Genomic DNA, 23,711 nt, shown 5'->3' with positions numbered 1-23,711 from the left:
CCCCCGCCTTTCTTTCCCCCGCGCATCCTTTCACTCTCTTCAACGTCTGGTGTGCCCTGCATGTTCATGCGCGAAACCGCGCGGTTGCCAGTGTTCATGGAGTGAGATAGCGGCGGAAGGTAGAGTCCGGCGGCGTGCACCTCAAGGCCCTGACCCTCCGCGGGTTCAAGTCGTTCGCCTCGGCGACCACACTCCGGTTCGAACCGGGGATCACATGTGTCGTCGGTCCGAACGGCTCGGGCAAGTCCAACGTCGTCGACGCCCTCAGCTGGGTCATGGGCGAACAGGGCGCCAAGTCGCTGCGCGGCGGCAAGATGGAGGACGTCATCTTCGCCGGCACCACCGGCCGTCCGCCGCTCGGCCGCGCCGAGGTGTCCCTGACCATCGACAACTCCGACGGGGCGCTGCCCATCGAGTACGCCGAGGTCACCATCACGCGGATAATGTTCCGCAACGGCGGCAGCGAATACCAGATCAACGGCGACACCTGCCGCCTGCTGGACATCCAGGAACTGCTCTCCGACTCCGGCATCGGCCGCGAGATGCACGTCATCGTCGGCCAGGGCCAGCTCGACTCCGTCCTGCACGCCGACCCCATGGGCCGCCGCGCCTTCATCGAGGAGGCGGCCGGCGTCCTCAAGCACCGCAAGCGCAAGGAGAAGGCGCTGCGGAAACTCGACGCGATGCAGGCCAACCTCGCGCGCGTGCAGGACCTGACGGACGAACTGCGCCGCCAGCTCAAGCCACTGGGCCGCCAGGCCGCGGTCGCCCGCCGCGCGGCGGTGATCCAGGCGGACCTGCGGGACGCGCGCCTGCGCCTCCTGGCCGACGACCTCGTACGGCTGCGCGAGGCCCTGCGGGCCGAGATCGCCGACGAGGCAGCGCTCAAGGAGCGCAAGGAGGCCGCCGAGCAGGAGCTGAAGAAGGCCCTCCAGCGCGAGGCCCTCCTCGAGGACGAGGTACGGCAGCTGGCGCCGCGCCTCCAGCGCGCCCAGCAGACCTGGTACGAGCTCTCCCAGCTCGCCGAGCGGGTGCGCGGCACGATCTCGCTGGCCGACGCCCGGGTCAAGAGCGCCACCTCGGCGCCGCCCGAGGAACGCCGCGGCCGGGACCCCGAGGACATGGAGCGCGAGGCCGCCCGGATCCGGGAGCAGGAGGCCGAACTGGAGGCCGCCCTGGAAGCGGCCCAGCGCGCCCTCGACGACACCGTCGCCCACCGGGCCGAGCTGGAGCGAGAACTCGCCGCCGAGGAACGTCGCCTCAAGGACCTGGCCCGTGCCATCGCCGACCGCCGCGAGGGCCTGGCCCGGCTCAGCGGGCAGGTCAACGCGGCCCGTTCACGCGCCGCCTCCGCCCAGGCCGAGATCGACCGCCTCGCCGCCGCACGGGACGAGGCCCAGGAGCGGGCGGTCCGCGCGCAGGAGGAGTACGAGACCCTCAAGGCCGAGGTCGACGGCCTCGACGCGGGGGACGTCGACCTCGCCGACCGGCACGAGACCGCCAAGCAGCAGCTGGCCGAGGCGGAGACCGCCCTGTCCGCCGCCCGCGAGGCGGCCACCGCGGCGGAACGCCGGCGCGCCGCGACCCAGGCCCGCCACGAGGCGCTGGCCCTCGGCCTGCGCCGCAAGGACGGCACCGGCGCGCTGCTCGCGGCCAAGGACCGGCTCACCGGCCTGCTGGGGCCGGCCGCCGAACTGCTGACGGTGACGCCCGGCTACGAGGTACCGCTGGCCGCCGCCTTCGGCACCGCCGCCGACGCCCTCGCGGTGACCACCCCGTCCGCCGCCGCCGACGCGATCCGCCTCCTGCGCAAACAGGACGCGGGCCGCGCGGCGCTGCTCCTGGCGGCACCCCCGAACGCGGTCGGGGCGGCAGGGACCGGTGGGGCCGCCGAGGGTCAGCACGCCGGTACCGGTGACGCGGTGGCGGAGGCCTTCGCGGAGCCTTCGGGCCATTCCGCCGGACCGCCGCTCGCCGCCGACCTCGTCCGGGGCCCCGCCGAGCTCATGCCCGCCGTGCGCCGGCTGCTGCGCGGGGTCGTCGTCGTGGGCACGCTGGAGGACGCCGAGGATCTGGTCGGCGCCCGCCCGGACCTCACCGCCGTGACCGCCGAAGGCGATCTGCTGGGCGCGCACTTCGCGCAGGGCGGGTCCGCCGGTGCGCCCAGTCTCCTGGAGGTGCAGGCATCCGTGGACGAGGCCGCCGCCGAGCTGGAGGAGCTGGCGGTGCGCTGCGAGGAGCTGGCCGAGGCGCAGCGGGCGGCGGCCGAGCGGCGCGGGGAGTGCGTCGCGCTGGTGGAGGAACTGGGGGAGCGGCGCCGGGCGGCCGACCGGGAGAAGTCGTCCGTCGCCCAGCAGCTCGGCCGCCTCGCCGGCCAGGCGCGCGGCGCCGCCGGGGAGGCCGAGCGGTCCACCGCGGCCGCGGCCCGTGCGCAGGAGGCGCTCGACAAGGCCGTCCAGGAGGCGGAGGAGCTCGCCGAGCGGCTCGCCGTCGCCGAGGAGATGCCGGTCGAGGAGGAGCCGGACACATCGGTACGGGACCGTCTCGCCGCCGACGGCGCCAACGCCCGGCAGACCGAGATGGAGGCCCGCCTCCAGGCTCGTACGCACGAGGAGCGGGTCAAGGGCCTGGCGGGGCGGGCCGACTCGCTCGACCGGGCCGCCCGTGCGGAACGCGAGGCACGTGCGCGTGCCGAGCAGCGGCGGGCCCGGCTGCGGCACGAGGCCGCCGTCGCCGAGGCCGTCGCCTCCGGCGCGCGCCAGCTGCTCGCCCACGTCGAGGTGTCCCTCGGCCGGGCCGAGCAGGAGCGCGCCGCCGCCGAGGCCGCCAAGGCGCTGCGCGAGCGGGAACTGACGGCCGCCCGGCACACCGGGCGCGAACTCAAGTCCGAGCTTGACAAGTTGACGGATTCAGTTCACCGAGGCGAGGTACTAGGAGCAGAGAAGCGGCTGCGGATCGAGCAGCTGGAGACCAAGGCTCTGGAGGAACTCGGTGTGGAACCGGCGGGTCTCGTGGCCGAGTACGGCCCGCAGCAGCCGGTGCCTCCCTCGCCCCCCGCCGAGGGCGAACAGCTGCCGGAGGATCCGGAGGACCCGCGCAACCGGCCGAGGCCGTTCGTACGCGCCGAGCAGGAGAAGCGGCTCAAGGCCGCCGAGCGGGCCTACCAGCAGCTCGGCAAGGTCAATCCGCTGGCCCTGGAGGAGTTCGCGGCGCTGGAGGAGCGGCACAAGTTCCTCAGCGAGCAGCTGGAGGACCTGAAGAAGACCCGCGCCGACCTGCTCCAGGTGGTCAAGGAGGTCGACGAGCGCGTCGAGCAGGTCTTCACGGAGGCCTACCGGGACACGGCCCGGGAGTTCGAGGGCGTGTTCAGCCGGTTGTTCCCCGGCGGTGAGGGCCGGCTGGTCCTGACCGACCCCGACAACATGCTCACCACGGGCGTGGACGTCGAGGCGCGTCCGCCGGGCAAGAAGGTCAAGCGGCTGTCGCTGCTGTCCGGCGGCGAGCGGTCACTGACCGCCGTCGCGCTCCTCGTGTCGATCTTCAAGGCGCGGCCGAGCCCGTTCTACGTCATGGACGAGGTCGAGGCGGCCCTCGACGACACCAACCTCCAGCGGCTGATCCGGATCATGCAGGAGCTCCAGGAGGCTTCGCAGCTGATCGTGATCACGCACCAGAAGCGCACGATGGAGGTCGCCGACGCGTTGTACGGCGTCTCCATGCAGGGCGACGGCGTGTCGAAGGTCATCTCGCAACGGCTGCGGTAGCGGTCACCTCCACGGTCACCTCCACCCCACATGGTCTTCAAGAAATGAACACATCCCCACTCTGGCGCCTCTCGCAGCTATCTCGAAGCTCACACGACTCGCCCTATTGACTTCGAAACTTGAAGGCATAGTCTCTGCAACGTTGCTTTTACCTTCAGGTCTCACCGGAAGGGCTCGCCCCCCACGCCGGCAGCGTTGCCGGCGGCCCGAGGAGTTGTACACGTGACCAGCACAGCGCAGGCACCCAGTTCAGGAGCCAGGACGGCTCACCCCGATCACCTCGGGCACGTCATCTTCATCGCGGCGGCGGCCGCGATGGGCGGCTTCCTCTTCGGCTACGACAGCTCCGTGATCAACGGCGCCGTCGAGGCCATCCGCGGCCGCTACGACATCGGCTCCGCCGCCCTGGCCCAGGTCATCGCCATCGCCCTGATCGGCTGTGCCGTCGGCGCCGCGACCGCCGGCCGCATAGCCGACCGGATCGGCCGCATCCGCTGCATGCAGATCGCCGCCGTCCTGTTCACGATCAGCGCCGTCGGCTCCGCCCTGCCCTTCGCGCTGTGGGACCTCGCCTTCTGGCGCATCGTCGGCGGCTTCGCCATCGGCATGGCCTCCGTCATCGGCCCCGCCTACATCGCCGAGGTCGCCCCGCCCGCCTACCGCGGCCGTCTCGGCTCCTTCCAGCAGGCCGCGATCGTCGTCGGCATCGCCATCTCCCAGCTGGTCAACTGGGGCCTGCTCAACGCCGCCGGCGGCGACCAGCGCGGCAAGCTGATGGGCCTGGAGGCCTGGCAGGTCATGCTCGGCGTCATGGTGATCCCCGCCGTCCTGTACGGCCTGCTCTCCTTCGCGATCCCCGAGTCCCCGCGCTTCCTGATCTCCGTCGGCAAGCACGACCGCGCCCGCGAGATCCTCGCCGAGGTCGAGGGCCGGCACATCGACCTGGACGCCCGCGTCGCCGAGATCGAGCACGCCATGAACCGCGAGGAGAAGTCGAGCTTCCGCGACCTGCTCGGCGGCGGCTTCTTCTTCAAGCCGATCGTCTGGGTCGGCATCGGCCTGTCGGTCTTCCAGCAGTTCGTCGGCATCAACGTCGCGTTCTACTACTCCTCGACGCTGTGGCAGTCGGTCGGCGTCGACCCGACGGACTCGTTCTTCTACTCCTTCACGACGTCGATCATCAACATCCTCGGCACCGTGATCGCGATGATCTTCGTGGACCGGGTCGGCCGCAAGCCGCTCGCGCTCATCGGCTCGATCGGCATGGCCGTCGGCCTCGCCCTGGAGGCCTGGGCCTTCTCCTACGACCTCGTCGGCGGCAAGCTGCCGGCCGCCCAGGGCTGGACCGCGCTCATCGCCGCCCACGTGTTCGTCCTCTTCTTCGCCCTCTCCTGGGGTGTGGTCGTCTGGGTCATGCTCGGCGAGATGTTCCCGAACAAGATCCGCGCCGCTGCCCTGGGCGTGGCCGCCGCCGCGCAGTGGATCGCCAACTGGGCCATCACCGCGAGCTTCCCGTCGCTGGCCGACTGGAACCTCTCCGCGACCTACGTGATCTACACGGCCTTCGCCGCGCTCTCCATCCCGTTCGTCCTGAAGTTCGTCAAGGAGACGAAGGGCAAGGCGCTGGAGGAGATGGGCTGACCCCCGTCACAGCCCCGCGAACTCGAGGAGAAGGGCCAAGTCCCCGCTGCCCCTCTCCTCGTACCTTCCGCCGCCCCCGAACCGGCCACTGCCCGGTTCGGGGGCGGCGGTCTCGGGAGGGCCCGGTCACCAGATGAGAACGCCACCGCCGATCTCCAGGGCCTTGCGGATGCTCTCCTCGATGATCCGCAATCGGGTCTCGATCTGATGCCGGTGCTCCTCGACCGTCCGTGGCCGCTCGGTGCGGTGGGCGACATCGTCGAGACGGGAGCGCAGCAGCGCGACCTCACGCTGGAACTCCGGCACGTCGCCGGCCTCGACATGGAGATCCCGGTCGGCGAGCACGGGCAGGAAGCGGGCACCCAGCGAGCGCACGAACTCCGACCCCCACACCGTCGTGCGCCAGGACTCGAAGCCGCCGGACCGGTACATGTCGTCCGGCACGTCGAGGATCCGCGTCGTCCCGTCCGGCTCGCGGACGAACACTTCCACTGTCAGGCTCATGCGGCCCAGTGGATAACCGGCGAGCCCTGCCGGGCCACCGGTTATCACCGCAGGTCAGCCCCTCAACGCCGGAATCACCCGCTCCGCGAACAGCCGTAGGCTCCGCCAGCCCTCCGCCACCGGCACCCCGCCCGCCAGCGGGTGCAGCACGAGGTTGTCCAGCCCCTGCGCCACGCACTCCTGAGGCGTGAGGATCCGGTACACCCCCTCCGCCCGCAGCTCCTCCACCGTCGCGGCCGCCGACCGCACCGCCGAGCGGACACCGCCGGACTGCCAGGAGGCGTACGTGCGCGCCTCGTGCAGGAAATGGCCGCCGTACTCGGCCCAGGCGCGGTCCGGATCCTCGGAGATGTGCAGCAGCGGCGTCTCGGCGGCGGGCATCATCGTCCAGCCCTCGGTGCCGTACTCGACGAGCCGCTCCTTGTAGTACGCCTCCAGCTCGGGCAGGTGCGCGCTCGGGAAGAACGGCAGGCCGAGGCGGGCGGCCCGGCGGGCGGCGGCCTTGGAGGAACCGCCGACCAGGAGCAGCGGGTGCGGTTCGGTGAGCGGGCGCGGGGTGACCCGTACGGTACGCCCGCGGTACTCGAAGTCCTCGCCGGTCCAGGCCCTGAGCAGGGTCTCGAGCAGCTCGTCCTGGAGCCGGCCGCGCCGCTTCCACTCCACGTCGAACAGGGCGTACTCCTCCGGCCGGTACCCGATCCCGGCCACCGTGACCAGCCGGCCGCCGCTCAGCAGGTCCAGTACGGCGATCTCCTCCGCCAGCCGCAGCGGGTCGTGCAGCGGGCCGATGATCGCCGACACCGTGACCGCGATCCGCCGGGTCGCCCCGAACACCGCGCCCGCGAAGACGAACGGCGACGGCAGCCAGTTGTTATCGGCCCCGTGGTGCTCCTCCGTCTGCACGGTGGTGACGCCCCGCTCGTCGGCGTACGCGGCCATCTCCAGGGCCGCCCGGTAGCGGGCGCCGAGAGCGGCGGGGGAGGCGCCGGGTTCGACGAGGTTGAAACGTACGACCGTGACGGGCATGGGGGTCCCCCTTCACCGGGTGGGCGGGGTCGGTGCGGGGACAGTAGCTGACGGGCCGTCAGATAGCCATGGGGGCGACACCGGCCCGTCGTACGCTCGCCCCATGACCGCATCCGAACCCACCGACCCGCGGGCGGAGGCCGCCCAGGGGCGCGTCGCGCTCTGGCTCGACCCGGAGGACCTTCGCTGGCTCGCCCGGCACTGCTGCTGCGCCGAGGACGCGCCCGAGGAGACACGGGACCGCTGCGGCCGTCTCCGCTTCCGCGCGAGCACGGCGCTGCACAAGGCGCACCGGGGCGCTCTGCCCGGCTGAGCCCGTGGCAGGGATGGATACTGGTCCCGTTATGGAAACCATCATCCTTGTTGTAGTCATCGCCGTGGTCGTGCTCGCCGCGCTCGGTGGGCTCGTCGTCGGCAGCCGGCGCAGGAAGCCGCTGCCCCCGCCGCCCCCCAGCACGCCCGACATCACCGCGCCCCCGGCCGAGCCGCACGTCGGCGACGAGGCCGAGACGCCGCGCGAGGAGCCGCGCCGGACGATCGAGGAGGTGGACCTCCCGGGCGGCCCGGCACCGGTCGTCGTGGAGGAGCCCCCCGCCGCCGAGGCTCCCGCGATCGAGATCCCGGAGCCCACCGCCGGTCGCCTGGTGCGCCTGCGCGCCCGCCTCTCCCGCTCGCAGAACGCCCTCGGCAAGGGCCTGCTGACCCTGCTCTCCCGCGAGCACCTCGACGACGAGACCTGGGAGGAGATCGAGGACACGCTGCTCACCGCCGACGTCGGCGTGCAGCCCACCCAGGAGCTGGTCGAACGACTGCGCGAGCGGGTCAAGGTGCTGGGCACCCGCACCCCCGCGGAGCTGCGCGGCCTGCTGCGCGAAGAGCTGGTCACGCTGGTCGGAACCGAATTCGACCGCACGGTCAAGACGGAACCCGAGGACCGCAAGCCCGGCATCGTGATGGTCGTGGGCGTCAACGGCACCGGCAAGACCACCACCACCGGCAAGCTCGCCCGTGTCCTGGTGGCCGACGGCCGCACCGTCGTCCTCGGCGCCGCCGACACCTTCCGGGCCGCCGCCGCCGACCAGCTCCAGACCTGGGGCGAGCGCGTGGGCGCCTACACCGTGCGCGGGCCCGAGGGCGGTGACCCCGCCTCCGTCGCCTTCGACGCGGTCAAGGAGGGCAAGGAGATGGGGGTCGACGTCGTCCTCATCGACACCGCCGGCCGGCTGCACACCAAGACCGGTCTCATGGACGAGCTCGGCAAGGTCAAGCGCGTGGTCGAGAAGCACGCGCCGCTCGACGAGGTGCTGCTCGTCCTCGACGCCACCACCGGCCAGAACGGTCTCGTACAGGCCCGTGTCTTCGCCGAGGTCGTCGACATCACCGGCATCGTGCTGACCAAGCTGGACGGCACCGCCAAGGGCGGCATCGTGGTCGCGGTCCAGCGCGAGCTGGGTGTGCCGGTCAAGCTGATCGGTCTCGGCGAGGGTGCGGACGACCTGGCGCCGTTCGAGCCGGAGGCGTTCGTCGACGCCCTTATCGGAGAGTGATCCCGCATACCTGCCGACGCCGGTATGCGGCCCACGAAGCGCCCGCCCCCGCACATTCGCCGGGGACGGGCGCTTCGCCGTTCGGGCGAGGCGGCGCCGGGGCCTTCAGACCCGTGACCGGTGCGCCACGTACGCCAGCGTCCCGAGCAGCAGCCGGGCCGCCGGTGGCTTCGTCGCCGCGTCCAGGGCGGGGGGCCGCAGCCAGCGCACCGGGCCCAGGCCGGCCCGGTCGGAGGGGGGCGCGGTGATGTGCGTACCGGGGCCGAGGCCGCGCAGGTCGAGGGCGGAGGGATCGTCCCAGCCCATCCGGTACAGCAGTGCGGGGAGCTCCGCGGCGGCGCCCGGGGCGACGAAGAAGTGGGCGCGGCCGTCCGGGGTCGCGGTGACCGGGCCGAGGGGGATGCCCATGCGCTCCAGGCGGACCAGCGCCCGGCGGCCGGCCGGCTCGGCGACCTCGATCACGTCGAACGCCCGCCCGACCGGCAGCATCACGGCGGCGCCCGGGAACTCGGCCCAGGCCTTGGTCGCCTCGTCCAGCGTGGCGCCGGCGGAGACCCGCGGCGCGAACGCCAGGGGGTGCGCGCCCGGCGCGGGGCAGCCGACGAGGCCGCAGGAGCATGCGCCCGCCGAGGCCCGGGCGCCCGGCACCACGTCCCAGCCCCACAGTCCGGTGAACTCGGCGACGGCGGTGCACTCCGACGAGCGGCCGCGCCGACGTGCGCCGGAGCGGATCTCGCGGATGCCGCCGATCGTGAACTCCATGCCCCCTCCAACGGGTCCAACACGCCGGTGGTTACGCGGCGGAGCGATACGGAGACGGAAAGTGACCCCCGATGCTCCGCCTTCCCCTCTTCCCGCTTGTTGCAGACGATTTCCCGTCTGCGGCGGACGGCGTCCGGAAGCGCTCAGGGTCGTACGCCCGGCCGCGCGCGCCCCTGGATGCATCGCTCCACCACTTCCGGCCGTCCAGTGTCAAGTGAATCGCGCCTGGCCGACCGTTAGTTCATTCGAAGGGGTGGCGAATGGTGGCGTTTCCGGGATCGTCGTGGCTGCGTCAGTGATCGTAGGATTACGGTGGGTGCACGAGTCCTGGGGGCACATGCACTCGTGGGTATGCCGGAGGCAAGTCGGCATCCCGTTCGAAGGGTGGCAACCGCCGGACGGGAGGCGGTATTTACCGGCATTCTGATAAGGCTTGGCGCAGTCGGCGACAAGTGGTCTCAGGGATGGGGGCGTTCCAGTGGGCGGCAACGGCGGTAGCGGGACGAACGCTGACAAGCGCCCCAACGAGCTGCTCGGCTCGTGGTTCGTGCGCAGCGGCTGGTCCAAGGGCGAGCTCGCCCGCCAAGTCAACCGCCGGGCCCGCCAGTTGGGCGCCAACCACATCTCCACGGACACCTCGCGGGTGCGCCGCTGGCTGGACGGGGAGAACCCGCGCGAGCCGATCCCCAGGATCCTCTCCGAGCTGTTCTCCGAGCGGTTCGGCTGCGTCGTCTCCGTCGAGGACCTCGGTCTGCGCGCCGTCCGGCAGTCACCCTCCGCATCCGGCGTGGACCTGCCCTGGACGGGCCCGCAGACGGTGGCACTGCTCAGCGAGTTCTCGCGCAGCGACCTGATGCTGGCGCGGCGCGGCTTCCTCGGAACCTCGCTGGGCCTGTCCGCGGGCCCGTCCCTCATCGAGCCGATGCAGCGCTGGCTCGTCCCCTCGCCGTCCACTCCCGTCGCGCACCAGGCCGGGCCCGTCGCCGAGCCCCGCCGCCCGGGCCGCCTGTCCAAGCCGGAGCTGGACCTGCTGGAGACCACCACGGTGATGTTCCGGCAGTGGGACGCGCAGTGCGGCGGCGGCCTGCGCCGCAAGGCCGTCGTCGGCCAGTTGCACGAGGTCACCGACCTCCTCCAGGAACCCCAGCCCGAGGCCACCACCCGCAAGCTCTTCCAGGTCGCCGCCGAGCTCGCCGAACTCGCGGGCTGGATGTCGTACGACGTGGGGCTCCAGCCCACCGCGCAGAAGTACTTCGTCCTCGCCCTGCACGCGGCCAAGGAAGCCGGTGACAAACCGCTCGGCTCCTACGTCCTGTCCAGCATGAGCCGCCAGATGATCCACCTCGGCCGGCCCGACGACGCGCTGGAACTGATCCACCTCGCCCAGTACGGCAGCCGCGACTGCGCGAGCCCGCGCACCCAGGCCATGCTGTATGCGATGGAGGCCCGCGCCTACGCCAACATGGGCCAGCCCGGCAAGTGCAAGCGGGCGGTGCGGATGGCCGAGGACACCTTCGCCGAGGCCCACGAGTGGGACGATCCCGACCCCGACTGGATCCGCTTCTTCTCCGAGGCCGAGCTGTACGCGGAGAACTCCCACTCCTTCCGCGACCTCGCCTACATCGCGGGCCGCAGCCCCACCTACGCCTCCGAGGCCGAGCCCCTGATGCAGCGGGCCGTGGAGCTGTTCGCCAAGGACCACGAGCACCAGCGGTCGTATGCGCTGAACCTCATCGGCATGGCCACCGTGCACCTGCTGCGCCGCGAGCCCGAGCAGAGCGCGGTCCTCGCCTCGCAGGCCATGCAGGTGGCCAGGAAGGTCCGCTCCGAGCGGGTGAACACCCGTATCCGAAAGACCGTCGACACCGCCGTCCGCGACTTCGGCGACCTCACCGAGATCATCGAGCTCGGCGACCAGCTCGCCGTCGACCTCCCGGAGACCGCCGAAGCGGTCTGACCGCGTAAAGCCCCGGCCGCGGCCGGCCCTCCCGAACTGTCCGACTCGGCTCCCCCATGCCAGGTCATCGGAAGGCCGTCCGCGGCCGGTTTCTTCTCCCGCGAGAAGATTGCGCCACGATAACGATCGGCGCGGGCGGCATCCCGCAATTCATCGACGCGTAACACGCACGGCGTCTTCGTCACCCCGGCGAAACAACGAGGGGCTTCCACCGAAACCGCGCTGCGCCAATCTCATGGCGCATAACCGGCCCACCCCTCACTGACCGGACCGCTCAAGGCTTCGCCCGCACGGGGCCGTACCAATCGACGAGGAGACGCCGATGGCACCAGCCATCACGCTTGCCGCGGAGGCACCCAAGCTGTCCTCCGCGAACACAGGCTTCATGCTCATCTGTTCCGCCCTGGTGCTGCTCATGACACCCGGACTCGCCTTCTTCTACGGAGGCATGGTCCGCGTCAAGAGCACCCTGAACATGCTGATGATGAGCTTCATCAGCATCGGGATCGTCACGATCCTGTGGGTCCTCTACGGCTTCTCCCTCGCCTTCGGCACGCACAACAGCCTCATCGGCTGGAACACCGACTGGTTCGGCCTCAGCAACATCGGCCTGACGGAGCTGTGGGACGGCTACACCATCCCGATCTTCGTCTTCATGGTCTTCCAGCTGATGTTCGCGGTGATCACGCCGGCCCTGATAAGCGGCGCCCTCGCCGACCGCGTCAAGTTCTCAGCCTGGTCGCTGTTCGTCGCCCTGTGGCTCACGGTCGTCTACGTCCCGGTCGCCCACTGGGTGTGGGGCGCCGACGGGTGGGCCTACAAGCTCGGTGTGATCGACTTCGCGGGTGGTACGGCGGTCCACATCAACGCCGGTGCCGGCGCCCTCGGCGTCATCCTGGTCATCGGCAAGCGCGTCGGTTTCAAGAAGGACCCGATGCGCCCGCACAGCCTCCCGCTGGTCATGCTCGGTGCCGGTCTGCTGTGGTTCGGCTGGTTCGGCTTCAACGCCGGCTCGTGGCTCGGCAACGACGACGGCGTCGGCGCCCTGATGTTCGTCAACACGCAGGTCGCCACCGCTGCCGCCATGCTGGCCTGGCTCGCCTACGAGAAGATCCGCCACGGCGCGTTCACCACGCTGGGCGCCGCGTCCGGCGCGGTCGCCGGTCTGGTCGCGATCACCCCGTCCGGTGGCGCGGTCTCCCCGCTCGGCGCGATCGCCGTCGGCGCCATCGCCGGTGTCGCCTGCGCCGCGGCCGTCAGCCTGAAGTTCCGGTTCGGCTACGACGACTCCCTCGACGTCGTCGGCGTCCACATGGTCGGCGGCATCATCGGCTCCCTGCTCATCGGCTTCTTCGCCACCGGCAAGGGCCAGTCCACCGCGACCGGCGTTTTCTACGGCGACCACACCTTCACCCAGCTGTGGAAGCAGTGCGCCGGTGTCGGCGCGGTCCTCGCCTACTCCCTGATCGTCTCCGCCGTCCTCGCCTTCCTCCTCGACAAGACCATCGGCATGCGGGTCACGGAGGACGAGGAGGTGTCCGGCATCGACCAGGCCGAGCACGCCGAGACCGCATACGACTTCAGCGGCGCCGGCGGCGGTGTCGTCGGATCAGTCGCCGGTTCGGCCCTGGCCGCCGCCGCGCAGAGCAAGAAGGTGGACGCATGAAGCTCATCACCGCCGTCGTCAAGCCCCACCGGCTCGACGAGATCAAGGAGGCCCTCCAGGCCTTCGGCGTCCACGGACTGACGGTCACCGAGGCGAGCGGTTACGGTCGTCAGCGGGGCCACACCGAGGTCTACCGCGGTGCCGAGTACACCGTCGACCTCGTACCCAAGATCCGCATCGAGGTGCTCGCCGAGGACGACGACGCCGAACAGCTGATCGAGGTCATCGTCAAGGCGGCCCGCACCGGCAAGATCGGTGACGGCAAGGTCTGGTCCCTGCCGGTCGAGACGGCCGTACGGGTGCGGACCGGCGAGCGCGGCCCGGACGCGCTGTAACAGAACCATCCGAATACGGTCAGGAGCGGCTGGGTGACGAGTACGGACGTGCGGAACGAAGCGGATGACTCCGGACCCAGCGGCTACGCGGCGGCCCGGCTGCGCCTCCTCGGTGAGGGGGCGCGGTCCGGGCCGCCGCGCCGTGCCGCCCTCGCCGAACTGACCGACGACTGGCTGACGGGACTGTTCACCGCGGCGGCCGACGGCCTCACGGGCGTCTCCCTCGTCGCCGTCGGCGGCTACGGGCGCGGCGAACTGTCCCCGCGCAGCGACCTCGACCTGCTCCTGCTGCACGACGGCGGCGACACCAAGGCGGTGGCCGCCCTCGCCGACCGGCTCTGGTACCCGGTCTGGGACCTCGGCCTCGCCCTCGACCACTCCGTGCGCACCCCGGCCGAGGCCCGCAAGACGGCCGGCGAGGACCTCAAGGTCCAGCTCGGCCTCCTCGACGCCCGCCATCTCGCCGGTGACCTCGGCCTCACCGCCGGGCTGCGCACGGCGGTGCTCGCCGACTGGCGCAACCAGGCGCCGAAACGCCTCCCCGAACTCCAGGAGCTGTGCGCCGAGCGCGCCGAACGCCAGGGCGAGCTCCAGTACCTGCTGGAGCCCGACCTCAAGGAGGCCAGGGGCGGCCTGCGCGACGCCACCGCCCTGCGCGCGGTCGCCGCCTCCTGGCTGGCCGACGCCCCGCGCGAGGGCCTCGCGGACGCCCGGCGGCGCCTGCTGGACGTACGCGACGCCCTGCACCTGACCACGGGCCGGGCCACCGACCGGCTGGCGTTGCAGGAGCAGGACCAGGTGGCCGCCGAACTCGGCCTGCTCGACGCCGACACCCTGCTGCGCCAGGTGTACGAGGCGGCACGGGTCATCTCGTACGCCAGCGACGTCACCTGGCGCGAAGTGGGGCGCGTACTGCGGTCGCGCGCCGTACGGCCGCGCCTGCGCGCCATGCTGGCCGGCGGTAAGCCGGTCGCCGAGCGGTCTCCGCTGGCCGAGGGGGTCGTGGAGCAGGACGGCGAGGTCGTGCTCGCCCGTGCCGCCCGACCCGAACGCGACCCCGTGCTGCCGCTGCGTGCCGCGGCCGCCGCCGCGCAGGCTGGCCTCCCGCTCTCCCTGCACGCCGTACGCCGCATGGCGGCCCATGCGCGCCCCCTGCCCACGCCCTGGCCCGCGGAGGCGCGCGAGCAGCTGGTCACGCTGCTCGGCTCGGGCCGCCCGACGGTGGACGTCTGGGAGGCACTGGAGGCCGAGGGCCTGATCACCCGGCTCCTGCCCGACTGGGAGCGGGTCCGCTGCCGCCCCCAGCGCAACGCCGTCCACCTCTGGACCGTCGACCGGCACCTGATCGAGACCGCCGTCCGCGCCTCCGAGCTGACCCGCCGCGTCAGCCGCCCCGACCTGCTCCTGGTCGCCGCGCTGCTGCACGACATCGGCAAGGGCTGGCCCGGCGACCACTCCGTGGCCGGCGAGATCATCGCCAAGGACGTCGCGGCCCGGATCGGCTTCGACCGCGCCGACGTGGCCGTGCTGGCCGCCCTCGTACGCCACCACCTCCTCCTCGTCGACACCGCCACCCGGCGCGACCTGGAGGACCCGGCCACCGTCCAGTCGGTCGCCGAGGCCGTCCGCACCCAGAGCACGCTGGAACTGCTGCACGCCCTCACCGAGGCCGACGCGCTGGCCACCGGCCCGGCCGCGTGGTCCTCCTGGCGCGGCTCCCTCGTCGCCGACCTGGTCAAACGGGTCTCCGCCGTCCTCGCCGGGGACACCCCCGACGAGCCCGAGGCCGCCGCGCCCACCGCCGAACAGGAGCGGCTCGCCGTCGAGGCCTTCCGCACCGGCGGCCCGGTCCTCGCCCTGCGCGCCCAGACCGAACCGCCGGGCGAGGAACCGCCGGGCGAACCCGAGCCCCTCGGCGTGGAACTCGTCATCGCCGTACCGGACCAGCCCGGCGTACTGCCCGCCGTCGCCGGTGTCCTCGCCATGCACCGCCTGACCGTCCGGACCGCGGAACTGCGCGCACTGGACTTGCCGGGCGGCATCGAGCAGGGTTCGGTGCTGCTCCTGAACTGGCGGGTGGCCGCGGAGTACGGCTCCCTGCCCCAGGCGGCCCGGCTGCGCGCCGATCTCGTACGGGCCCTCGACGGCAGCCTCGGCATCGCCGCCCGCCTCGCCGAACGCGACGCCGCCTACCCCCGCCGCCGCGGCCGGGTGGCCCCGCCCCCGCGGGTCACGGTCGCCCCGGCCGCCTCCCACCACGCCACGGTGATCGAGGTCCGCGCCCAGGACGCGCCCGGGCTGCTGTTCCGGATCGGCCGGGCGCTGGAGGACGCGGGCGTACGGGTGCGCAGCGCGCACGTGTCGACCCTGGGATCCAACGCCGTCGACGCCTTCTACGTCACCGCGCCCAAGGGGGCACCGCTGCCGGGCGAGGAGGCGGCCTCGGTGGCGCGGGCACTGGAGGAGGCACTGCGGGCGTGACCTTCTGGACAGGCGGGGACGATTGTCTTGCGCGGCCGGATACCCTGGAAGACGCTCAGACTGCCCCCGACTCCGAGGACCGACGCCGCCGTGTTCGATACTCTCTCCGATCGCCTCTCAGCGACTTTCAAGAACCTGCGCGGCAAGGGACGGCTCTCCGAGGCGGACATCGACGCCACGGCCCGCGAGATCCGCATCGCGCTCCTCGAGGCGGACGTGGCGCTGCCCGTCGTGCGGACGTTCATCAAGAACATCAAGGAGAGGGCCCTCGGCGCCGAGGTCTCCCGGGCGCTGAACCCCGCCCAGCAGGTGCTGAAGATCGTCAACGACGAGCTCGTCACCGTCCTCGGTGGCGAGACCCGGCGCCTGCGCTTCGCCAAGCAGCCGCCCACCGTGATCATGCTCGCCGGTCTCCAGGGCGCCGGTAAGACCACGCTCGCCGGCAAGCTCGGCCGGTGGCTGAAGGAGCAGGGACACTCGCCCCTGCTGGTCGCCGCCGACCTCCAGCGGCCGAACGCCGTCAACCAGCTCAGCGTGGTCGCCGAGCGGGCCGGTGTCGCGGTGTACGCGCCGGAGCCGGGCAACGGCGTCGGTGACCCGGTGAAGGTCGCCAAGGACTCCATCGAGCACGCCCGGACCAAGGTCCACGACATCGTGATCGTGGACACCGCCGGCCGCCTGGGCATCGACCAGGAGATGATGCAGCAGGCCGCGGACATCCGCGACGCCGTCAGCCCCGACGAGATCCTCTTCGTCGTCGACGCGATGATCGGTCAGGACGCGGTCAACACCGCGGAGGCCTTCCGCGACGGCGTCGGCTTCGACGGCGTGGTGCTCTCCAAGCTCGACGGCGACGCCCGCGGTGGTGCGGCCCTGTCGATCCGCCAGATCACCGGCAAGCCGATCATGTTCGCGTCGAACGGCGAGAAGCTCGAGGACTTCGACGCCTTCCACCCGGACCGGATGGCCTCCCGCATCCTCGACATGGGTGACCTGCTCACCCTGATCGAGCAGGCGGAGAAGACGTTCAGCCAGGAAGAGGCCGAGAAGATGGCCTCCAAGCTGGCGTCCAAGAAGGGCCAGGACTTCACCCTGGACGACTTCCTGGCCCAGATGGAGCAGGTCAGGAAGATGGGCAGCATCAGCAAGCTGCTCGGCATGCTGCCCGGCATGGGCCAGATCAAGGACCAGATCAACAACCTCGACGAGCGGGAGGTCGACCGCGTCGCCGCTATGATCAAGTCGATGACCCCGGGCGAGCGCCAGGACCCGACGATCATCAACGGCTCGCGCCGCGCCCGTATCGCCAAGGGTTCCGGTGTCGAGGTCAGCGCGGTGAAGGGCCTGGTCGAGCGGTTCTTCGAGGCCCGCAAGATGATGTCCCGCATGGCCCAGGGCGGCGGCATGCCCGGCATGCCGGGGATCCCGGGCATGGGTGGCGGCCCCGGCCGGACCAAGAAGCAGCCCAAGCAGGCCAAGGGCAAGCAGCGCTCCGGCAACCCGATGAAGCGCAAGCAGCAGGAGCAGGAGGCGGCCGCCCGCCGCGCCGCCGGAGCCCAGGGCGCCGGCGCCTTCGGCCTGCCGGGCCAGCAGGCCGGCGAGGACTTCGAGCTGCCGGACGAGTTCAAGAAGTTCATGGGCTGACACGTTCGAGAAGTTCATGGGCCGACACGCGCCCACGCCGTACGCCACTGAGGGCGCTCCTTCCGCGAAGGGGCGCCCTCAGCGCGTGCCATGGACCGCTGTGTGCCGTAACGTCCAGATATGAGCAACGCCGGGCCACCCCCCAGGGCCCCCGACCGCCCGTGGCGCACCGAGGGCACCCCGGACGAGCCGCCACGGCGGCCCGGCGGCAGATGGCCGCGCGGCCGGTGGTGGGGGCTGGCCGTCACCGCGGTGATCGTCTTCCTGCTGGCGTACGTGGGGCTGAACTACCTCGGCCAGGGCAACGAGCCGACGATCTCGTACACGGAGTTCAGCAGGCAGGTCGACGCGGGCAACGTCGCCAAGATCTACTCCAAGGGCGACGCGATCCAGGGGCAGCTCAGGAGCGCCCGCGGCAACCCCGAGGGCGGCGGCCAGTACACCAAGTTCAAGACGCAGCGCCCGGCCTTCGCCGACGACAACCTCTGGCACAGCCTGAGCAGCCACGGCGTCACGGTGACCGCACAGCCGGTGGTGCAGCAGCGCAGCCTGCTGTCCAACCTGCTGCTCTCCCTCGCGCCGCTGGTGGTGCTGGCCGCGGTGTGGATCTTCTTCGCGCGGCGGCTGCGCGCGGGCGGCCTGGGCGGCGCCGGGGGCATGCTCGGCCGCAAGGCGCCACCGAGGCCGGTCGAGCTCCGGCCCGGCACCCAGCGCACCACGTTCGCCGACGTGGCCGGCATCGACGAGGTCAAGGGTGAACTGGACGATGTCGTCGACTTCCTGGAGCACCCCGACGTCTACCGCAGGATGGGCGCGAAGATGCCGCGCGGCGTGCTGCTGGCGGGGCCGCCCGGCACCGGCAAGACCCTGCTGGCGCGGGCCGTGGCGGGTGAGGCGGGCGTGCCGTTCTTCTCGGCCTCCGCGTCGGAGTTCATCGAGATGATCGTGGGCGTCGGCGCCTCCCGTGTCCGTGAGCTGTTCGGCGAGGCGCGCAAGGTGGCCCCGTCGATCATCTTCATCGACGAGATCGACACGATCGGGCGGGCCCGGGGCGGCGGCGCCTCGGTGAGCGGCCACGACGAGCGCGAGCAGACGCTGAACCAGATCCTCACCGAGATGGACGGCTTCTCCGGCTCGGAGGGCGTGGTCGTCATCGCGGCGACGAACCGCGCCGACATCCTCGACCCGGCGCTGACCCGGCCCGGCCGCTTCGACCGGGTGGTCAACGTCTCCCCGCCGGACCGCGGCGGACGCGAGGCCATCCTGCGGATCCACACCCGCGAGATACCGCTCGCCCCCGAGGTGGACCTGACCCAGGTGGCCCGGACCACCCCGGGCATGACAGGTGCGGATCTGGCCAATCTCGCCAACGAGGCCGTCCTGCTCGCGATCAAGCGCAAACAGGAGCAGGTGACCCAGGCCGAGCTCTCGGAGGCCCTGGAGAAGGTGCAGCTGGGCGCCGAACGCACCCTGGTCATGCCCGAGGAGGACCGTCGCCGCACCGCCTACCACGAGAGCGGCCACGCCCTCCTGGGCATGCTCCAGCCCGGCGCCGACCCCGTCCGCAAGGTCACCATCGTGCCGCGCGGCCGGGCCCTCGGGGTGACCATGTCGACGCCCGAGGTGGAGCGGTACGCGCACTCCGAGGAGTACCTGCGCGGCCGCATCATCGGCGCCCTGGGCGGCATGGCGGCGGAAGAGGTGGTCTACGGGGTCGTCACCACGGGGGCGGAGAACGACCTCGAACAGGTCACCAACATCGCGCGCGGGATGGTGGCCCGCTGGGGCATGAGCGAGCGCGTCGGCCGGCTCTCCGCCCTGCCCAGCGACGCCCAGCAGGCGTACGGGCTCGCCGCCGCCCCCCACACCCTCGACGTGATCGACGGCGAGATGCGGCGGATCGTCGACGAGTGCTACGAGGAGGCGTGCCGCAAACTGCTCGACCACCGCGGGCGGCTGGACGCCCTCGCCCACGCGCTGCTGGAGCACGAGACGCTGGAGGAGGCGGACGCCTACCGGATCGCCGGGATAACCCGCCTGACCAAGGGCGAATGACGAACTCGCCCAGCAGGACTCGGCCCAGCGAAACTCGGCCTAGGGAACGCGGGCGATCAGGTAGCGGAAGATGTTCGGCATCCACACGGTGCCGTCCCCCCGCCGGTACGGATGCAGGGCCTCCGTCAGCTCCTTGTCCACCCGGTCCCGGTCCGTCGCGGCGACCGCCGTGTCGAGCAGGCCCGTCGACATGAGGCCGCGGGCGGCGCTGTCGAGGTCGGCGTACCCGAAGGGGCAGGCGACCCGGCCCGAGCCGTCCGGCTTCAGCCCGGCCTGCTGGGCGACGTCCTCCAGGTCGTCGCGCAGGGCGGGGCGCCACTGGGCGGGCCGGGTGGCCGCCCGCAGCACCGCCGACGTGGCGCAGCGCTCCTGCGGGCCCCAGCCGGCCAGCACCACGGGCGTTCCGCGCGCGGCGAGCGGGGTCGCCTCGGCGAGCAGCTCACCGAGGTCCTCGCAGCCGGCCGCCAGCGACCCGACGGGGTCGAAGGCGGTGACCAGGGTGTAGGCGGGGGTGGGGGTGTCCGGGCCGGCCGCGGCCCGGAGCGAGCCGGCGACCATCCGGGTGCGGGCACGCGCGCGCGTGGTCCAGCCGTCCGGCTGGAGGCGTTGCCGCGCGAGGGCGAGTCGCTCGGGGGAGGAGTCGACACCGGCGACCGCGGCCCCTCTGGAGGCAGCCATCAGCAGGGCGAGTCCGGAGCCGCAGCCGAGGCCCAGCAGCCGTGTGCCGGGGCCCACTTCAAGTCGCTCGTAGACGGCCTCGTAGAGCGGGACCAGCATCCGCTCCTGAATCTCGGACCAGTCACGCGCGCGTGCGCACAGGTTCACGCCGGCCGTCGAACCCGCGTGAGACAGGTGTTGCCGCACGAGCGTAGGTGTCATAGGTAAGCGCCCCAATCCGCAGAGAGTTGCCGCTGTGCCCCGTTGCGTGGCCCCCGTGCCGTGCGCTCGCACATTCCACGTATGTCAGGTAACTCCCGGCTCGCGGCGGCGTCCAGTGCCGGCGGGGCCCTCCTTGTGCCTTCCCTGTGCCAGTGGCGAGAATTCACATCCCCGCAACGTGAGCCCGTACGATCTCGCCATGGCCAAGGCACCCGTTCTCACACCGCGGGCGGACGACTTCCCCCGGTGGTACCAGGATCTGATCAACAAGGCCGAACTGGCCGACAACGGTCCGGTGCGCGGCACCATGGTCATCCGACCGTACGGGTACGGGCTGTGGGAGCGGATGCAGGCGGAGATGGACGCCCGCATCAAGGAGACGGGCACCCAGAACGCGTACTTCCCGCTGCTGATCCCGCAGTCGTACCTCACGAGGGAGGCCGACCACGTCGAGGGGTTCGCGCCCGAGCTCGCGGTGGTCACGCACGGCGGCGGCAAGGAGCTGGAGGAGCCGGCGGTGGTCCGGCCCACCTCCGAGATGATCATCAACGACTACTTCTCGAAGTGGGTGCAGAGCTACCGGGACCTGCCCCTGCTGATCAACCAGTGGGCGAACGTGGTCCGTTGGGAGCTCAGGCCGCGGCTGTTCCTGCGCACGACGGAGTTCCTGTGGCAGGAGGGCCACACGGCGCACGCCACCCGCCAGGACGCCCGTGACTTCGCCTCCCACATCCACCGCGAGGTCTACGAGGACTTCATGGTGAACGTGCTCGCCATGGACGTCGTGCCCGGCCGCAAGACCGCCAAGGAGCGGTTCGCGGGCGCCATCAACACCCTCACGCTCGAAGGCATGATGGGCGACGGCAAGGCCCTCCAGATGGCGACCAGTCACGAGCTCGGCCAGAACTTCGCCAAGGCCTTCAACACCTCGTACCTGTCCAAGGACGGCACGCAGGAGCTGGTCTGGCAGACCTCCTGGGGTTCGACCACGCGCATGATCGGCGCGCTGGTGATGATGCACGGCGACGACAACGGCCTCCGGGTCCCGCCGCGCCTGGCGCAGGTCCAGGTCGTCGTCCTCGCGATCAAGGGGGACGAGGCGGTTCTGGCCAAGGTCCGCGAGATCGGCGACCGGCTGAAGGCGGCCGGCCTGCGCGTCCAGGTCGACGACCGCACCGACACCCCCTTCGGCCGCCGCGCCGTCGACTGGGAGCTCAAGGGCGTGCCCGCGCGCGTGGAGGTCGGCCCCCGGGACCTGGAGAACGGCACCGCGATGCTGGCGCGCCGCATCCCCGGCGGCAAGGAGCCGGTGGCGGTCGACAGGCTCGCGGACGTCCTCCCCGCACTGCTGGAGGAGGACCAGGCGCTGCTGCTGCGGCAGTCCCGCGAGCGCCGCGAGTCCCGTACCTCGGACGTGTCCTCGACCGCGGAGGCCGTGGAGGCGGTCGGCGCCGGCGGCTGGGCGCGCATCCCGTGGGCGAAGCTCGGTGCTCAGGGCGAGGCCGAGCTGGCCGAGCACGCGGTGACCGTACGGTGTCTGGTCGCCGCGGACGGGTCCGTACCGGACGACGAGGACGCCCCGGGTAACACCGCGCTCGTCGCGCGCGCTTACTGAGTAGTGCTTTTTCGGCGGGAGAGCGACCGAAACGCTTCTTGCGCACCCGCCGATCACGGGCGACCCGGCGCGGGGACATCAGCTACGCGCCGGGCCGTACGTGGGCGTACGTCAGGCTACGCACCGGCTTGGTAGGAGCTGTGCGGCTTCTCCGCAGATCAGCGCACCCGCCCTCGTCAGGACACATCAGTGGAAACTGACGGGTACGTGCAAATTATTTGGGATGGCCCGGAATCGGAACACAGCGGCACCCAGGCTCGTTGTCATTACGTGAGCACGACACAGACAACACCTGTTCTCGCCGCAGAGCTGGCACAGGCGTGGGCCGACATTCAGCGGTACCACCCCGAGCTGCCGGACCTTGCCGCGCCAGAGTCCCTGATCGGAGAGTCGTCGTCCGCCTGCGGTCACGAGCTCTCCTTCGAGCGACTGCTGCACGAAGCAGTCCACGGCATCGCCGCCGCGCGCGGAGTCCGCGACACCTCCCGCGCCGGCCGCTACCACAACCGCCGATTCCTCGCGATCGCCGAGGAGCTGGGCCTGGACCACCCCGACGAGCCGCACCCCAGCAGCGGTTTCTCGCTGGTCACGCTCAATCCCGAGGCCAAGCGGCGCTATCGGCCGACCATCGAGCGCCTTCAGCGCGCCCTGAAGGCCCACACCGCGGCGACGTCCGCCGACACCTCCCGTACGTTCCGCGGTCCGGCCGCCCGGCACGGCTCCTCCGGCGGAGGCGTCCGCGTCAAGGCGGTCTGCGACTGCGGCCGCAACGTCCGGGTGGTGCCCTCGGTCCTGGCCCAGGCCCCGATCGTGTGCGGCGGCTGCGGCAAGCCGTTCCGGATCCCGGAAGTCGTGGGGGCGGCGGCGAGCTGAGGTCGCGGCTGCTCGTGGCAGCCGCGACCCGGCCCTCCGCCGGGCGTGCACCCGACGTACCTCACCTCCGCGCCGGGTGCCCCTCAGGCATGCCCGAGCGCGTCCTCGCCACCCTCGGCCAAGAGCGACCCGCCAGGTATGGCACAATGGCTAGCTGTACTCGACAGCCGCACAGGACCCCTCTCTCCTCCGGCTGACGCGTCCGTCGGGCACTCGGGTACCGCAACCCCACGCGGCAGCTCCGCCGTGCCCAACCACGTCAAATCCAGGAGAATCCACTCCCGTGGCAGTCAAGATCAAGCTGAAGCGTCTGGGCAAGATCCGTTCGCCTCACTACCGCATCGTCGTCGCCGACTCCCGTACCCGCCGTGACGGCCGGGCCATCGAGGAGATCGGCAAGTACCACCCGACCTACAACCCGTCGGTCATCGAGGTGGACGCCGAGCGCGTGGCGTACTGGCTGGGTGTCGGCGCGCAGCCGACCGAGCCCGTGCTCGCCATCCTGAAGAAGACCGGCGACTGGCAGAAGTTCAAGGGCGAGCCCGCCCCGGCGCCGCTGCTCGTCGCCGAGCCGAAGGCCACGCGTCCGTCGTTCGAGGCTCTCGGCGGTGACGACGAGGGCAAGGGTGAGGCGATCACCCAGAAGAAGAAGGCTGAGAAGAAGGACGAGGCCGCGGCTGAGTCCGAGTCGACCGAGGCCTGAGCAGCATGCTCGAAGAGGCGCTTGAGCACCTCGTGAAGGGCATCGTCGACAACCCTGACGATGTGCAGGTCGCCTCGCGCAACCTGCGCCGCGGGCGCGTGCTCGAGGTCCGGGTGCACCCCGACGACCTCGGCAAGGTGATCGGCCGCAACGGCCGCACCGCGCGTGCCCTGCGCACCGTCGTGGGCGCCATCGGCGGTCGCGGTGTCCGCGTCGACCTCGTCGACGTGGACCACGTCCGCTGACGTTTCGCAGCACC

At 71.7% G+C, this 23,711-nt stretch carries 18 protein-coding genes; 14 read left to right on the top strand and 4 right to left on the bottom strand.

Annotated elements, in window-relative coordinates; genetic code table 11:
• Window positions 1–134: 134 nt before the first annotated feature.
• On the top strand, window positions 135–3,764 hold the full coding sequence (smc, locus tag ACFY01_RS34575; protein WP_390739713.1) for a chromosome segregation protein SMC: 3,630 nt from the start codon (window positions 135–137) through the stop codon (window positions 3,762–3,764).
• A 222-nt stretch (window positions 3,765–3,986) separates the two neighbouring features.
• Window positions 3,987–5,405 carry a sugar porter family MFS transporter gene (locus tag ACFY01_RS34570; RefSeq protein ID WP_390739712.1) on the top strand — a complete coding sequence of 473 codons (1,419 nt, stop codon included), beginning with the start codon at window positions 3,987–3,989 and terminating at the stop codon, window positions 5,403–5,405.
• Between the two features lie 126 nt (window positions 5,406–5,531).
• On the opposite strand, the gene ACFY01_RS34565 is transcribed toward ACFY01_RS34570, so the two are convergent.
• A complete protein-coding gene (locus tag ACFY01_RS34565) occupies window positions 5,532–5,909 on the bottom strand; it encodes a hypothetical protein (protein ID WP_390739711.1) in 378 nt (125 codons plus the stop codon).
• 54 nt (window positions 5,910–5,963) lie between these two features.
• Window positions 5,964–6,935, bottom strand: coding sequence for an LLM class flavin-dependent oxidoreductase (locus tag ACFY01_RS34560; RefSeq protein ID WP_390739710.1), 972 nt, complete (start codon window positions 6,933–6,935; stop codon window positions 5,964–5,966).
• 103 nt (window positions 6,936–7,038) lie between these two features.
• Here ACFY01_RS34560 and ACFY01_RS34555 point away from each other — a divergent pair, with 103 nt between their 5' ends.
• Together ACFY01_RS34555 and ftsY are read left to right on the top strand one after the other, a co-directional pair.
• Entirely contained in the window at window positions 7,039–7,248 is a 210-nt protein-coding gene (locus ACFY01_RS34555) for a hypothetical protein (protein ID WP_390739709.1), read from the top strand.
• Between the two features lie 31 nt (window positions 7,249–7,279).
• Entirely contained in the window at window positions 7,280–8,482 is a 1,203-nt protein-coding gene (ftsY, locus tag ACFY01_RS34550) for a signal recognition particle-docking protein FtsY (RefSeq protein WP_390739708.1), read from the top strand.
• 105 nt (window positions 8,483–8,587) lie between these two features.
• Here the strand turns inward: ftsY and ACFY01_RS34545 are convergent, their stop codons facing one another.
• Entirely contained in the window at window positions 8,588–9,244 is a 657-nt protein-coding gene (locus tag ACFY01_RS34545) for a bifunctional DNA primase/polymerase (protein WP_390739707.1), read from the bottom strand.
• 478 nt (window positions 9,245–9,722) lie between these two features.
• On the opposite strand from ACFY01_RS34545, the gene ACFY01_RS34540 reads away from it, so the two are divergent.
• From ACFY01_RS34540 to ftsH, 6 genes are all read left to right on the top strand, one after another.
• Window positions 9,723–11,201, top strand: coding sequence for a hypothetical protein (locus ACFY01_RS34540; RefSeq protein ID WP_390739706.1), 1,479 nt, complete (start codon window positions 9,723–9,725; stop codon window positions 11,199–11,201).
• A gap of 322 nt (window positions 11,202–11,523) precedes the next feature.
• Window positions 11,524–12,867 carry an ammonium transporter gene (locus tag ACFY01_RS34535; protein ID WP_390739705.1) on the top strand — a complete coding sequence of 448 codons (1,344 nt, stop codon included), beginning with the start codon at window positions 11,524–11,526 and terminating at the stop codon, window positions 12,865–12,867.
• Window positions 12,864–13,202 (top strand): P-II family nitrogen regulator, encoded by a 339-nt coding sequence (locus tag ACFY01_RS34530; RefSeq protein ID WP_030990174.1) that lies wholly within the window; start codon window positions 12,864–12,866, stop codon window positions 13,200–13,202. The genes ACFY01_RS34535 and ACFY01_RS34530 overlap by 4 nt, the downstream gene beginning before the upstream one ends.
• 33 nt (window positions 13,203–13,235) lie before the next feature.
• Window positions 13,236–15,683 (top strand): [protein-PII] uridylyltransferase, encoded by a 2,448-nt coding sequence (locus ACFY01_RS34525; protein WP_390739704.1) that lies wholly within the window; start codon window positions 13,236–13,238, stop codon window positions 15,681–15,683.
• A 90-nt stretch (window positions 15,684–15,773) separates the two neighbouring features.
• Window positions 15,774–17,327 carry a signal recognition particle protein gene (gene ffh / locus ACFY01_RS34520; RefSeq protein ID WP_390739703.1) on the top strand — a complete coding sequence of 518 codons (1,554 nt, stop codon included), beginning with the start codon at window positions 15,774–15,776 and terminating at the stop codon, window positions 17,325–17,327.
• A 120-nt stretch (window positions 17,328–17,447) separates the two neighbouring features.
• The gene (ftsH, locus tag ACFY01_RS34515) at window positions 17,448–19,382 is read left to right on the top strand and encodes an ATP-dependent zinc metalloprotease FtsH (RefSeq protein ID WP_390739702.1); all 1,935 of its coding nucleotides are present in this window, start codon (window positions 17,448–17,450) and stop codon (window positions 19,380–19,382) included.
• A gap of 39 nt (window positions 19,383–19,421) precedes the next feature.
• Here ftsH and ACFY01_RS34510 read toward each other — a convergent pair whose 3' ends face one another.
• Window positions 19,422–20,261 (bottom strand): methyltransferase domain-containing protein, encoded by an 840-nt coding sequence (locus ACFY01_RS34510; RefSeq protein ID WP_390739701.1) that lies wholly within the window; start codon window positions 20,259–20,261, stop codon window positions 19,422–19,424.
• A gap of 199 nt (window positions 20,262–20,460) precedes the next feature.
• Here ACFY01_RS34510 and proS point away from each other — a divergent pair, with 199 nt between their 5' ends.
• From proS to ACFY01_RS34490, 4 genes are all read left to right on the top strand, one after another.
• Entirely contained in the window at window positions 20,461–21,876 is a 1,416-nt protein-coding gene (gene proS, locus ACFY01_RS34505) for a proline--tRNA ligase (RefSeq protein ID WP_390739700.1), read from the top strand.
• 270 nt (window positions 21,877–22,146) lie between these two features.
• Window positions 22,147–22,749: a hypothetical protein gene (locus ACFY01_RS34500; protein WP_390739699.1), complete on the top strand. Its 603-nt coding sequence runs from the start codon at window positions 22,147–22,149 to the stop codon at window positions 22,747–22,749.
• Window positions 22,750–23,032: 283 nt separating this feature from the next.
• Window positions 23,033–23,452, top strand: a complete 420-nt coding sequence (gene rpsP / locus ACFY01_RS34495; protein WP_061925778.1) for a 30S ribosomal protein S16 — start codon at window positions 23,033–23,035, stop codon at window positions 23,450–23,452.
• Between the two features lie 5 nt (window positions 23,453–23,457).
• Entirely contained in the window at window positions 23,458–23,697 is a 240-nt protein-coding gene (locus ACFY01_RS34490) for an RNA-binding protein (RefSeq protein ID WP_003973401.1), read from the top strand.
• Window positions 23,698–23,711: the final 14 nt, after the last annotated feature.

Origin of the sequence: Streptomyces sp. NPDC001480 (genome assembly GCF_042894725.1) — a bacterium.
In the GTDB taxonomy this organism is placed as follows: Bacteria; Actinomycetota; Actinomycetes; order Streptomycetales; family Streptomycetaceae; genus Streptomyces.
Note: the sequence above shows the minus strand (reverse complement) of the source record. Positions and strands in the feature narration are given on the sequence as shown.